We start from the raw sequence: 12,965 nt of genomic DNA, 5'->3' as shown, positions 1-12,965 counted from the left end.
ATGACGCCCACAGCAACTGAGACAGCAACCCAGTACCGCCTGGCCACGGGTGCCGAGATCTTCGAGGTCCAGGCAATCCTGCGGGCCGCCGGACACCTCGGTTCCGAAAAGCGGATCGCCTATCTGGGACTGGTGGATCCTTCCCGTGGGCAGGCAGAGGCAGACCGCCGGTTCCGCGTGTTCATCCACGACATCTCCGGCGGAGCACCCACGGACGTCCTGGTTTCGGTGACCCGCGGCGAAATCCTCATTGCCAAGGAACTGGACACCAAGGTCTCCGGCGAACTTCCCGTGCTGGAAGAAGAGTTCGAGGTGGTTGAAACGCTTCTCGCCACAGATGAGCGCTGGCTGGCAGCTCTTGCCGCCCGGGACCTGGACGTGGAAAAGGTTCGCGTCGCGCCGTTGTCTGCCGGCGTCTTTGAATACGACGACGAACGCGGCCGCCGCATCCTCCGCGGCCTGGCCTTCGTACAGGACTTCCCCGAGGACAGCGCCTGGGCCCACCCCGTCGATGGGCTGGTTGCGTACGTCGATGTCGTGAACAAGGAAGTCACCCAGGTCATCGACCTCGGCGCCATGCCCATCCCGGCAGAACACGGAAACTACACGGATCCTGAACTGACAGGCCCGCTGAGGGCAACGCAGAAACCCATCAGCATCACCCAGCCCGAAGGCCCGAGCTTCACGGTCACCGGCGGCAACCATGTCCAGTGGGAAAAGTGGAGCGTGGACGTCGGCTTCGATGTCCGCGAAGGAGTGGTCCTCCACAATCTTGCCTTCCAGGACGGCGAGAAGAAGCGCCCCATCATCAATCGCGCTTCCATCGCCGAGATGGTGGTTCCCTACGGTGACCCTTCGCCTATCCGGTCGTGGCAGAACTACTTCGACACCGGCGAATACCTGGTGGGCCAGTACGCCAACTCGCTGGAACTCGGCTGCGACTGCCTGGGTGACATTACCTATCTCAGCCCGGTCATCAGTGACGCCTTCGGCAACCCCCGCGAGATCCGCAACGGCATCTGCATGCACGAGGAAGACTGGGGCATCCTGTCCAAGCACTCCGACCTCTGGACCGGCATCAACTACACCCGCCGCAACCGGCGCTTGGTGATCTCCTTCTTCACCACCATCGGCAACTACGACTACGGCTTCTACTGGTACCTCTACCTGGACGGCACCATCGAGTTCGAGGCGAAGGCGACCGGCGTCGTGTTCACAAGTGCCTTCCCGGAAGGCGGCTCTGACAACATCTCGCAACTGGCCCCCGGCCTCGGCGCACCGTTCCACCAGCACCTCTTCAGCGCCCGTCTGGACATGGCCATCGACGGTTTCACCAACCGTGTGGAAGAAGAGGATGTGGTCCGCCAGGCCATGGGCGAAGGCAACGAGCGCGGCAACGCGTTCTCCCGCAAGCGCACGGTCCTCACCAAAGAGTCGGAGGCCGTCCGGGAAGCCGATGCCCGCAGTGGCCGCACCTGGATCATCTCCAACCCGGAGTCCAAGAACCGTCTCGGTGAACCGGTCGGCTACAAGCTCCACTCCGAGAACCAGCCCACGTTGCTGGCCGATCCCGGCTCCTCCATCGCCAAGCGCGCGGCCTTCGCCACCAAGGACGTATGGGTCACCCGCTACGCCGATGAGGAGCGCTACCCCACGGGCGATTTCGTGAACCAGCACGCCGGTGGCGCCGGCCTCCCGGCCTACGTCGCCCAGGACCGTGACATCGACGGCCAGGACATCGTCCTCTGGCACACCTTCGGCCTCACGCACTTCCCGCGCGTGGAGGACTGGCCCATCATGCCTGTGGACACCGTTGGCTTCAAGCTTCGGCCCGAGGGCTTCTTCGACCGCAGCCCAGTCCTGGACGTGCCGGCCAACACCTCAGGCTCAAGCTGCCACAGCGCTGCCGGTGATTCCGGCGAACCTGCCGGTCACTGCCACTAACCGGCACGCCACCAACCGGGACCATGACAACCACTGCAGGACGGGTCCGGTCAGCCGGGCCCGTCCTCCATCCCCGCCTCTGCGCGGCACTGACAGCTGTTTCCTGCGCCGTGCATCTCTGGCTCGCGGCTTCGGGACACCACGACGCCTGGCTGGGCATCCTCATGATCGCCCTGGCCGCTGTCTGCATTCCGTGCACAGTCCACATCTGGCGGCACAGCAGGGTGGGTGCGCTCCATCAAGTGACCATCTCCGCCCTCGCCATGGTGGGACTGCACGCCGTCCTGCTGCTGGGAGCGGGCGGTGCCGGACACGCCCACGGCGGCAGGCCGTCGTCGAACGTTGTTGATACGTCCGGCGCAGCGCAACTGCTGCTGGTCATCGGACTGGAAATCACGACGGCGTTGCTCGCCGCCACGCTGGTGGCGCGCCTGAGGCGTCGAGCGGCTGTAGCATCCTGACCCTCTTTGCCGCCAGAAGCACGGAACCCCAACCCTAAAAGGCTGATTTTCCGCCGCTCTGAGGCAAAAGAAGGTCAGGAAGCAACAGGCTCACGAAAATTCGGCAGGATATTGCCCACGACAGGCAGTTTCCCTGCTTCCTGCACCCGCCCCGAACACGGTTCAGTGAACAGGTGAGCAGAGCTGTGAGTAATTCGGGCCTTGGGCTGTTCAGGGCGACCGGGATTTATGTAGGTGCCATCTTGGGATCGGGAGTCCTGGTTCTGCCGGCCATCGCCGCCCAAGTGGCGGGCCCGGCGTCGATCCTGGCGTGGGCCTTGCTCCTGGTGTTCTGCACGCCGGTGGCGTTGAGCTTCGCCGAAATGTCCAGGCAGCAGCCCGACGCCGGGGGCATCGCAACGTTCGTCACGAGGGCTTTCGGACAGCGGGCCTCAGTAGTAGCCGGCTACCTGTTCTACTTCGCAATTCCGTGCGGGGCGCCGGCTACCGCGGTGATAGGTGGGGAGTACATTGCCCATGCCATGGGGGGCGGCAGGGAGACGGCGCTGATCGCGGCTGGGGTGATCCTGGCTGCGGGCTTCCTGAGCAACGCGGTGGGGATCCGGGTCTCGAGCAAGCTGCAACTCCTCCTGATGGTTCTGCTCGTTGCGTTGCTTGCCGTTGCAGTTGCCGTGGCCGCCCCCTTTGCCCGCGCGGAGAACTTCACTCCCTTTGCTCCGCACGGCTTCTGGGCTGTGGGCGGGGCGGCCAGTCTGCTGTTCTTCTGCTTCGCGGGATGGGAAGCAGTGACGCACCTGGCCGGGGAGTTCCGGAACCCCGAGCGGGACCTCAAACGCGCCACCTGGCTGACCTTGGTGGTGGTTGGAGTGGTGTACATCGGACTGGTGGTTGCCTGCGTCGCCGTGCTGGGGCCTGCGCTCGCGGACAGCAGCGTCCCGGTGGCCGAACTGCTGGCGAAAGGACTCGGTCCCGCGGCGGCACCCTTGACCGCTGTCGCGGCTGCGGTCCTCACGTTTGGTCCGCTCAGTACTTTCGTGGCAGGCGCCAGTAAGCTCGGTGCCAGATTGGCGTCCGACGGCGTGCTGCCGCGGGCTCTTGCGCGCGGCGTCGACCCGGGCCAAGTGCCGGCAGCGAGCCTGTGCTCGCTGGCGGTGATGTCGTCGATCTCCTTCGCCCTGGCTGCTCTTGGATGGCTCAGCATTGAGTTCCAGATCGGAGCAGCATCCGCATGCTTCACCGCCGTCACCGCGTTCGGGCTGGCGGCGGGCGTACGGCTGTTGCCGCGACGGACCGCAGCCTGGTACGGCGTGGTGGTGGCCGCCGTCGTGATGCTTGTGGTTCTGCTCTTCAGCGGATGGGCGCTGCTGGTACCGGCAGGGCTGGGGGCCGCGGCGTTCCTGGCCGGCCGAAGGCCGTCGAAGGGCCTCAAACCCCAGCCGGTGGACGGCCGCAGCATGGTGAAATCGTGAGCCGGGCTAGGTAAGCTGCGAAAGCCGCGTCAGCTTGTCCGGGTTGGACAGTTGCCGCAGCCCGCGGATGCTCCCGTCGGGACCCGCGTCCACTTCGACGACGTCGGAGCGGCCGTGGTGCCTGAGCACCAAAGCCGCTCCGCCGTTGATCCCAATGACCCATGCCCGGACAGGCTCCACGGGATCGAAAGCAATCGCTTTGCCCAGGATGCCCGCAAAAAAGCGTGCGATCCTCGCCGACCCGAACAAGGGGTTCATGGCGCTCTTGACCTTGCCGCCGCCGTCGGCCCACAGCACCGCGTCCTGGTGGAGCATCGCTACAACCGTGTCGATCTCGCCCTGTTCGATGGCTTCCACGAGCTTCTCCAGGACGGCACGGTCCTTGGCCCGGGGTGCGGGCGCATTGGGGTCGATGTCCAGGCGGCGTTCTGCACGCGAGATCATCTGGCGCACGGCAGCGGGTGTCTTGTCCAGGATGGCCGCGATTTCCGGAGCGGGCATCCCGAAGGCTCGGTGCAGTACCAACGCTGCCCGGGCCTCCGGTGCCAGCTGCTCCGCCAGGTGCAACAGGGTCAAGGACAACAATTCCCTGTTGGCCACCGTCTCCTCGGGCAGTTGAGCGTTGTCCACGGGCTCGGGCAACCAGGGCCCGGTGTAGTCCTCCCGCACCGCAGCGAGCTGGCGCACCCGGTCGATGGAGCGGCGCACGCACACCGTCGTCAGCCACGCCGGCCAGGAGTCCACGTGGCCCGAGGCGGTGTTCCGTTCCTGGCGCACCGCCTCGATCGCCACCTCGGAGACCACGTCTTCGGCGTGGCCGAAGTCGCCCAGCATCCGGTACGCAATCCCCAACAGGCGGTTCCGTTCGCTTTGCCACGCCGCCGTGGCGGAGACTGCAAGGGTCATGCTGCCTACGTTACCTTTCAGACCAGCGGATTCTTCTCATCCACCGGCGGCTCCATCTGTGTGCTGATGGCAATCCGGTTCCACACGTTGATGGTGGAGATTGCCAGGATCAGGCCACCCATCTGGCCGTCGTCGAAATGGGTGGCGGCGGCGTTCCAGATCTCGTCCGTCACCGTGTCCGGCCCCAGTTGAGTCAAGGCGTCGGTCAGGGCGAGCACAGCTTGCTCACGGGCATCGAAGAACACCTTGGAATGCTGCCAGGCTGCCACCGCGTGCAGTTTCCGGTCCGGGATGCCGCGCTTCCTGCCGTCCGTTGCGTGCATGTCCACGCAGAAACCGCAGCCGTTGACGATGGAGGCGCGGAGCTTGATCAGCTCGTACAGATCGGGATCGACCGACGTGCGGGCGTAACCTTCCAGGCCAATGACGGCAGCGTAGCCGAGTTTGTTGCTGCGGCCGATGTTTATGCGGGTCATGCTGACTTCCCTTCAGAGTTGATGCCTTACATGAGGGATGTCGGAAGCGGCGCCGGAAGTGTGACAGTTGTTAGAGTCAATCCGTGCGCGCAGTAGTTTTCGACGAAGTCCGGACCCAGCCCGATGTCAGGGAGGTCGCCAAGCCAGTAGCCCCGATTGGGGGTGTGGTGGTGAAAGTCCTGGCCACAGGAATGTGCCGCAGCGACTGGCACGCCTGGGCCGGCCACGATGACATTGAGATGCCCCACGTTCCGGGCCACGAGCTCGCCGGCGTGATCGACTCTGTCGGGGAAGGCGTCCAGCGCTGGAAGGTCGGCGATCGCGTCACCGTCCCCTTCGTTTGCGGTTGCGGCGCCTGTGAATGGTGCCTGGCCGGCGACGCGCAGGTCTGCCCCGAGCAGCAGCAGCCCGGCTTCACCCACTGGGGATCATTCGCTGAATACGTGGCCCTGCACGCCGCCGACAGCAACCTGGTTGCCATCCCGGAAAGCATCGAATTTACGACGGCGGCAAGCCTCGGCTGCCGCTTCGCCACGGCATACCGTGCTCTGGCAGCCCGTGCCAACGTGAAGGCCGGCGAATGGGTGACCGTGGTAGGGGCGGGAGGCGTCGGACTGAGTGCCGTGATGATCGCCAAGGCCATGGGAGCCAAGGTCATTGCCGTGGATCGGAACCCTGAGGCCCTGTCCGTGGCCGCACGCTTGGGCGCCGACCACACCGTCCTTGCCGACGGCGCGGACATCCCCGCTGCGGTCAACGTCCTCTCCGGCGGAGGCAGCCACGTGGCGGTAGACGCCGTCGGAAGTGAACAAACCTGCGCCGACGCAATCCTCAGCCTTCGCAGGCGGGGACGGCACGTCCAGATCGGACTGTTGCCTTCCATCGACGGCAACCCGCAGGTGCCCATGGCCCGCGTGATCGGCTGGGAACTTGATCTCTTGGGCAGCCACGGCATGGCCGCGGTGGACTATCCCGGAATGATGGCGCTCATTGAACAGGGTGCGCTCCAGCCGCAGTTGCTGATCGAACGCACTATCGGGCTGGAAGATGCTGCGGCACTGTTGCCCGGCTTCGACAAGGCCAACCCGGCAGGCATGACCATGGTGGACCCGGCGCTGTAAGTACCGCTGTAAGTACGCCCCTAGTTTGATTCCTCTGCCGGGCGGTTCCGGTACGCGGCCAGGAAATGCGAGATCCGGCGCACGGCTTCCTCGATGTCCTCCACCGCCGGCAGGATCACGAACCGGAAGTGGTCCGGGGTGGGCCAGTTGAAGGCGGTGCCGTGCGAGACCAGGATCTTCTGTTCCTGGAGGAGTTGGAGGACGAACTTCTCGTCCGAGGCAATGGGGTAGACCTCGGGATCCAGCCGCGGGAACAGGTACATCGCACCGGCTGCGGGGACACAGGAAACACCGGGGATGGCCGTCAACAGCTTCCACGCCAGGTCCCGTTGCTCGCGGAGCCGGCCGCCGGGACGAATGAGGGCTTCGATGCTCTGGTAACCGCCAAGGCAGGTTTGGATGGCGTGCTGCGCCGGGACGTTGGCGCACAGGCGGAGCGATGCCAGCAATTCCAGGGACTCCCGGTACGCGGCGGTCGCCGTCAAAGGCCCGGTCACGGCAACCCAGCCGGCCCGGTAACCCGGCATGCGGTACGCCTTTGACAGCCCACTGAAGGTCAGCACGCAGATGTCCTCGGCGACGGCAGCTGTGTGGATGTGAGGGGCGTCAACGTAGCGGATTTTCTCGTAGATCTCGTCGGAGAACAGGACAAGATCGTGCTTCCTGGCCAGTGCCGCGAACTGCTCCAGGATGTGCCGCGGGTAGACGGCCCCGGTGGGGTTGTTCGGGTTGATGATCACGATGCCTTTGGTGCGGGGGGTGATCTTCGCTTCGACGTCGGCCATGTCCGGCCACCAGTTTTCGTCCTCGTCACATAGATAGTGGACCGGGTTGCCGCCTGTAAGCGTCACGGCAGCGGTCCACAACGGGTAGTCCGGTGCCGGGATAAGGATCTCGTCCCCGTTTTCCATGAATGCCTGGAGTGTCATGGAGATCAGCTCGCTGACGCCGTTGCCGATGAAGACATCCTCGACGCCGATGTTCATGAGCCCTCGCGTTTGGTAATACTGCGAGATCGCTGTGCGGGCAGAGAAGATGCCCTTGGAGTCGCTGTAGCCTTGCGCACCGCGCAGATGGTGGATCATGTCCACCACCACGGACTCGGGAGCTTCCAGTCCGAACGGCGCGGTGTCCCCAAGATTCATCTTGAGGATACGGTGCCCTTCGGCCTCCATGGCCTTGGCTGCCTGAAGGATGGGACCGCGGAGTTCGTAGCGGACGTTCTGGAGTTTGCTGGAGTGCTGCATCGGACGCATGGTTGATCTTTTCATGGCGCAGGCCATGGTGGGCAAACAGGTCCGGTATCAGGACCAGCGGATGGTGACGGGAAGTCGTTTGGTGCTTGCCGAAACTTCCCTTTCGGTCCCGTCCACCGCTACGGCAAAGTGCTGAAGTTCATCGGCGGAGGTCAGGACTTCGAAATGCCCGGTTGCGTCACTGACCACTGCTGTGGCAGATGAATGGGCATGGATATAGGCGTCGGGGATGCCCTTGTTATGGGCGTCCACCAGTCGTCCCCGGATTCTGCGGACCGCCTCCCCGTTGCCCGTGACAGGTTGCTTGGGCGGGTCGGAAGGCTCCTCGAAGCGAAGGGACACGGGAACACGCACCAGGAACCCCAGCCCCTCTTCGATGGCATCGGAATACTCTTCCGCCCGGAGTTCGTCGCGGGACACCACGGAGAACTCGCTGTGGATTTCCACTGCCAAAAGCAGCTCCTCCATGATGTCCAGCTGTTCCGGCCCGTGGCATTCAACAGCCACCCTCAGTTCAAGGTCCAGGGCGGGGCTCTCATGATGGGACCTGCCCACCCGGGTGAGTGTTACCGCCCGGACGGTGACCGGAGCCTCCGGCGGCGGGACAACGGCAACGGGGGACCCGTCGTCGAACCTGACATGGTGAGGAGCGACGGCTTCCGAGAGCACCCCCAGAAGCTCAGACAACGACGAACGAACAAGGCCCACGGCAGAATCCCAGCCGGACAGAAATCCAGAATTGCAACTGGAACTAGGCTACTCCCGCAAATCCCCGTAGTCACTGGGAATAAGGGGTAACACGGGCATTCAGGCCAGGCCGGGTACGCCGTCGTTGATGGTGAAGGACTTCATGGTGCGGACCGGGGCGCCCGGCGTGGTCACGTAGTCGAGCACCCGGAAGTCGGCGGTCATCGAGTCCTTCGTGATCCGTGTGTTCACGTACCCGCGGTTGTCGTTGTAGAACTTCAGGTGCGGGTTCCAGGCCATGGTGGGGTCGGTGGTGGAGCCCGTGCCGTTGCCCGTGGACGTGATGGACGAGCACACCAGTTCGGAGCCCACCACCCGGGACTCCGGATCCTTGTAGTCCACCTTGAGGTCTGTCGCCCAGTGGCGGTGGACGTCGCCGGTCAGCACGACGGCGTTGCGCACCTTCGCGTCCACCCAGCCCTGGGTGATGCGGCGGCGGGAGGCGGCGTACCCGTCCCAGCCGTCCATGGAGACGTCGTCGATCGCGGGAGACTTATCGCGGTCCCGTTCGGAGAAGAACACCTGCTGGCCCAGGATGTCCCAGCGCTGGGTGGAGTTCCGGAAGCCATCCAGGAGCCACTTTTCCTGCTCCGCTCCGGTGATGGTGCGGTTCTCCTCCAGCCGTCCGGCCACGTTCTTCTGCCAACCGTCGCCTGCCAGCTGGTCATCACGGTATTGCCGGGTATCCATCATGTGGAAGTTGGCCAGCCGGCCCCACTGGATGGTGCGGTAGATCTTCATGTCGAAACCGGCCGGAACGGAGGATGCACGCAGCGGCATGTTCTCGTAGTAGGCCTGGAATGCTGCGGCGCGGCGCTGCCGGAAGTGCTCGGTGGTGTCGTTGAGCTGGCCCGCGTCCGTGTTCTCCGGAATGTCATCGGCCCAGTTGTTGTCTACCTCGTGGTCATCCCAAACCACCAGCCACGGCGCGATCGCGTGGGCGGCCTGCAGATCGGCGTCGGCCTTGTACTGGGCGTGGCGCTGCCGGTAGCCGGCGAGACTGACCGTCTCCGGCCCCTCATGATCACGGGGATTGCCGCCACCGATCACGTAACTGTCCTTCTTGTATTCGTAGACGTAGTCGCCGAGGTGCAGCACCAGGTCCGGGTGGTCTTCAGCCAGCCGCTTGTAGGCGGTGAAGTACCCGTGTTCGTACTGGGCACAGCTGGCGAACGCCATGGCCAGTGCGGCGGGAGTCTCACCGGGGGCGGGACTGGTCAGGGTGCGGCCCACTTGGCTGAGGTGCCGGCCGGAGCGGAAGCGGTAGAAGTACTCACGGCCGGGCTTGAGGCCCTTCACCTCGACGTGCACCGAGTGCGCGGTTTCAATCCGAGCATGCTCGACGCCGCGGGCTACTGTCCGGCGCATGGCAGGATCTTCGGCGACCTCCCAGGCGACGGCGACGTTGCGGGAGGGCATGCCGCCCAGGCCGTCCTCTGCCACGGGGTTCACTGCCAGCCGCGTCCATAACACGAAACCGTCCGGCCACGGCTCGCCGGAGGCGATACCCAGCGTGAACGGGTCGGTGCGGAGACCGGCGTCGTCCGCCGTCGAAACCGCGACGGCGGCCTGCGGCAACGCTGCCGACACACCGGCGACGAGCCCGGCTCCAAGGCCGGCTGAGATGAGGGACCTGCGAGAGATGCTTTCCATGCCACCGACCCTAGGAAGACCGGGTGGACTGGGTTCAAGGACAGCGTGAATGCGTGGTTAATTGTTGTTCCTGCCCCGGTGCTGGCTCGTCTATGCTCAGTTCATGATGACGGGGGAGCGCCCTAGACGGCCCGGTGTGGTGACTTTCTCTGTGGTGCTGATGTACATCGGCGGCATCGCGCAGATTGTCCTGGGAGTGCTGACGATCTTCCTGCGGTATACGCCGGAAGCCCAGTCCGGCGGTGTTGCCCTGCCTGTGACCTTGCTCGGGGCAGGAATGGTCCTGTTCGGTTTGCTGGTGATCGGGCTCGCCTCAGGCGTGGCCCGCGGAAGCTCGGCGGCCCGAAGCGGGGCAACGGCGGTGATGTTCCTTGGCTTGGCCTTCGCTGTGGTCGACCTGGTTGTGGCCGCTGACGGGGACTGGTCCGCCGTCATTTCGCAGTCCATCGCAACTGTGCTGGTGGTTGTGCCGCTGTGGGTAGGTCGGGGACGCCGTTACTTCGAGAGCCGCTGACGGGACTCTTCAGCGTCCCGGTAGGCAACGCGGCGGTGCACGAACCTCACGATTTCAATCAGCCCGATGCAGGCAACCGACGTTGCAAGAACCAGCAGTGCCGTGGGGAGCGTGGGGTCGGTGAACTGCAGGAAATCGCGGGCGAACCGGACGGAGTACACCAGGACGAGCCCGACCATCATGGCCCCGATGACAAGCCCTTTGAAACGGGTGACGGGCCTCGAAAGCACCACCAGGATCCAGATACCGATGATCGCCAGGATGAGGGTCGATCCCGTCCTGATTTCAGCTTCCGGTATGGACAGGTTGGCCGCGAGCTTGGCGTACGCTGCGAGCCCCAGTGTCACGGATACCCCCGCCGGCACGGCGAAAGTGAGCGATCGCCGCAGGAAACCCGGAATGTAGCGCTGGGCGTTGGGCAGCAATGCCAGGAAGAACGCAGGAATGCCGATGGTCAGCCCGTCAGTGACCGAGAGCTGGCGTGGCAGGAACGGGAACGGCAACAGGAGGATGCCGAACGCGATCGCCAGGAAGGTGGCATAAGCGGTCTTGGTGAGGAAGAGCATGGAGACCCGCTCGATGTTGGCAATCACCTGACGGCCTTCAGCCACCACGCTGGGCAGGTGCGAGAACTTACCGTCCAGCAGGACCAGCCGCGCCACTGCTTTGGTGGCGGCCGCACCGGAGTTCATGGCCACGCCGATGTCGGCTTCTTTGATGGCCAGGGCATCATTGACCCCGTCGCCGGTCATCGCCACTGTGCGTCCCGCGGCTTTCAACGCCAGGACGATACGTTTCTTCTGGTCAGGGGAAACACGCCCGAACACCACATTGTTGTTGATGACTTCCAGGAACTCCTGGTCATCGTCCGGCAGCTCACGGGCATCAAAACCGTGGGGCGCATCCAATCCGACTTCCCGTGCGATGGCCGCCACCGTCCTTGGGTTGTCACCGGAAATGATCCTCACGTCCACGTCCTGCGCCGCGAAGTAAGTGAGGGTCTCGGCAGCGTCGGGTCGGATATTTTCCTTGAAAGTCAGCAGGGCCACGGGAACGGCATCGGCCGGCACGGTTTCATCATGCGTGGGCGTCCCGTGCGCCAGGACCAGTGTGCGGCGCCCCGTCGCGGCCAGCTCAGCAGCCTGGGAGGCCAGCTGTTGTTGCCCGGCGTCGTCGGAACCGCGCTCCGGGAAGACCATCTCGGGGCCGCCCAGGATCCACATGCCGTCGTCGAAAATAACCGCACTCCACTTCCGCGCAGAGGAGAACGGCACACGGTCGCTTGGCTGATCGGCGGGCAGTTCGGTGAAGTGGCCGGCGAGACTGCGGGCCGTGGCGTTGGCGTCTTTCTGGACGCCGTACCAGGCCAGGACGCTCTCCCAGCCGGGCACCGCGGCCAGCGGCCTGGCGGCATCGAAAACGATGTCGCCTTGCGTGAGCGTGCCGGTTTTGTCGAGGCAGATGATGTCGACGCGAGCCAGCCCCTCGACGGCGGGCAGCTCCTGCACCAGCACCTGCTGCCTTGCCAGCTTCACAGCCCCTACCGCGAAGGTGATGCTGGTCATCAGCACCAGACCCAGAGGGACCATGGCGACGACGGCGGCAATGGTCGCCGTCGCCGCGTCCCGCCACGCTCCACTCGCCGAGGCTGCGGCCCACCCGCCCTGGGCAAGCATTTGCGCGTTCAGAACCAACAACGCCACCGGCCCGACAAACCAGGTGACCCATTTGAGGACCCGGTCAATGGAGGACCGCAGCTCCGAAGCCACCAGGGAGAACCTCTTGGCCTCGGCAGCCAGAGAGTTGGCGAAGGAATCGGCGCCCACCCGGTCCACCACGGCGGTCCCTTCTCCGGCAACGACGACGGATCCGGACATCACGCGGTCATCCTCCGTCTTTTCCACGGCATCGGATTCGCCGGTCAGCATGGATTCGTCCACCTGAAGCCCGCGGGAAGCTGCGACTACCCCGTCCGCGGGCACTTGGTCGCCGGCCCGGAGGACGAGGGTGTCGTCCAGGACCACGTCGTCCAAGGCTATTTCTGCTTCAGATCCGTCCCGCATCACCCGGGCGTGCGGGGCGTTCAACAGGGCCAGCCGGTCCAAAGCGCGTTTTGCCCGGTACTCCTGGACGCTTCCGATCACCGCGTTGGCGATGGCACTGAAACCGAACAGGGCATCCTGCCAGCGGCCGATCGCGAAAAGAACAATGAAGCAGGCCAGGATAATGCCGTTGAACAAGGTGAGCACGTTGGCGCGGACGATGCTCCACACGCTGCGGCTGGTGTCCTGCACGAAGGCGTTGGTTTGCCCGGCGGCGACCCTCTCGGCAACCTCCGCAGTGCTTAGTCCCTGAACGGCAGATCCGACGAGCCGGACGGCCGCCCCTGGTTCAGCCTTCTCGTTTTCCGGCACTCAT

General features: G+C 64.8%; 11 protein-coding genes. 5 read left to right on the top strand and 6 right to left on the bottom strand.

Annotated features, from left to right (window positions below; all coding sequences use genetic code 11):
• From HMI60_RS17485 to HMI60_RS17475, 3 genes are all read left to right on the top strand, one after another.
• Complete coding sequence (locus HMI60_RS17485; RefSeq protein ID WP_193590097.1) at window positions 1-1,944, top strand: primary-amine oxidase; 1,944 nt, start codon at window positions 1-3, stop codon at window positions 1,942-1,944.
• 23 nt (window positions 1,945-1,967) lie between these two features.
• Window positions 1,968-2,405, top strand: coding sequence for a hypothetical protein (locus tag HMI60_RS17480; RefSeq protein ID WP_018778239.1), 438 nt, complete (start codon window positions 1,968-1,970; stop codon window positions 2,403-2,405).
• A gap of 173 nt (window positions 2,406-2,578) precedes the next feature.
• Complete coding sequence (locus HMI60_RS17475; RefSeq protein WP_370584045.1) at window positions 2,579-3,874, top strand: APC family permease; 1,296 nt, start codon at window positions 2,579-2,581, stop codon at window positions 3,872-3,874.
• Between the two features lie 6 nt (window positions 3,875-3,880).
• Here HMI60_RS17475 and HMI60_RS17470 read toward each other — a convergent pair whose 3' ends face one another.
• Window positions 3,881-4,780, bottom strand: a complete 900-nt coding sequence (locus HMI60_RS17470; protein WP_110505221.1) for a sigma-70 family RNA polymerase sigma factor — start codon at window positions 4,778-4,780, stop codon at window positions 3,881-3,883.
• A gap of 17 nt (window positions 4,781-4,797) precedes the next feature.
• Window positions 4,798-5,256 (bottom strand): carboxymuconolactone decarboxylase family protein, encoded by a 459-nt coding sequence (locus HMI60_RS17465; RefSeq protein ID WP_193590095.1) that lies wholly within the window; start codon window positions 5,254-5,256, stop codon window positions 4,798-4,800.
• Between the two features lie 83 nt (window positions 5,257-5,339).
• Here HMI60_RS17465 and HMI60_RS17460 point away from each other — a divergent pair, with 83 nt between their 5' ends.
• Window positions 5,340-6,377: a zinc-dependent alcohol dehydrogenase family protein gene (locus HMI60_RS17460; protein WP_018778243.1), complete on the top strand. Its 1,038-nt coding sequence runs from the start codon at window positions 5,340-5,342 to the stop codon at window positions 6,375-6,377.
• 20 nt (window positions 6,378-6,397) lie between these two features.
• Here HMI60_RS17460 and HMI60_RS17455 read toward each other — a convergent pair whose 3' ends face one another.
• The 3 genes from HMI60_RS17455 to HMI60_RS17445 all read right to left on the bottom strand — a co-directional run bounded on the left by HMI60_RS17455 (window position 6,398) and on the right by HMI60_RS17445 (window position 10,033).
• A complete protein-coding gene (locus tag HMI60_RS17455; RefSeq protein WP_064722512.1) occupies window positions 6,398-7,633 on the bottom strand; it encodes a pyridoxal phosphate-dependent aminotransferase in 1,236 nt (411 codons plus the stop codon).
• A 48-nt stretch (window positions 7,634-7,681) separates the two neighbouring features.
• Window positions 7,682-8,341 carry a hypothetical protein gene (locus tag HMI60_RS17450; protein ID WP_026267242.1) on the bottom strand — a complete coding sequence of 220 codons (660 nt, stop codon included), beginning with the start codon at window positions 8,339-8,341 and terminating at the stop codon, window positions 7,682-7,684.
• Between the two features lie 99 nt (window positions 8,342-8,440).
• Complete coding sequence (locus HMI60_RS17445) at window positions 8,441-10,033, bottom strand: alkaline phosphatase (RefSeq protein ID WP_193590094.1); 1,593 nt, start codon at window positions 10,031-10,033, stop codon at window positions 8,441-8,443.
• 136 nt (window positions 10,034-10,169) lie between these two features.
• On the opposite strand from HMI60_RS17445, the gene HMI60_RS17440 reads away from it, so the two are divergent.
• Window positions 10,170-10,547 (top strand): hypothetical protein, encoded by a 378-nt coding sequence (locus HMI60_RS17440; RefSeq protein WP_227453583.1) that lies wholly within the window; start codon window positions 10,170-10,172, stop codon window positions 10,545-10,547.
• Here the strand turns inward: HMI60_RS17440 and HMI60_RS17435 are convergent.
• Window positions 10,529-12,961 carry an HAD-IC family P-type ATPase gene (locus HMI60_RS17435; protein WP_193590093.1) on the bottom strand — a complete coding sequence of 811 codons (2,433 nt, stop codon included), beginning with the start codon at window positions 12,959-12,961 and terminating at the stop codon, window positions 10,529-10,531. The genes HMI60_RS17440 and HMI60_RS17435 overlap by 19 nt on opposite strands.
• Window positions 12,962-12,965: the final 4 nt, after the last annotated feature.

Source organism: Paenarthrobacter sp. YJN-D (assembly GCF_015040335.1).
GTDB classification, from domain to species: domain Bacteria; phylum Actinomycetota; class Actinomycetes; order Actinomycetales; family Micrococcaceae; genus Arthrobacter; species Arthrobacter nicotinovorans.
Note: the sequence above shows the minus strand (reverse complement) of the source record. Positions and strands in the feature narration are given on the sequence as shown.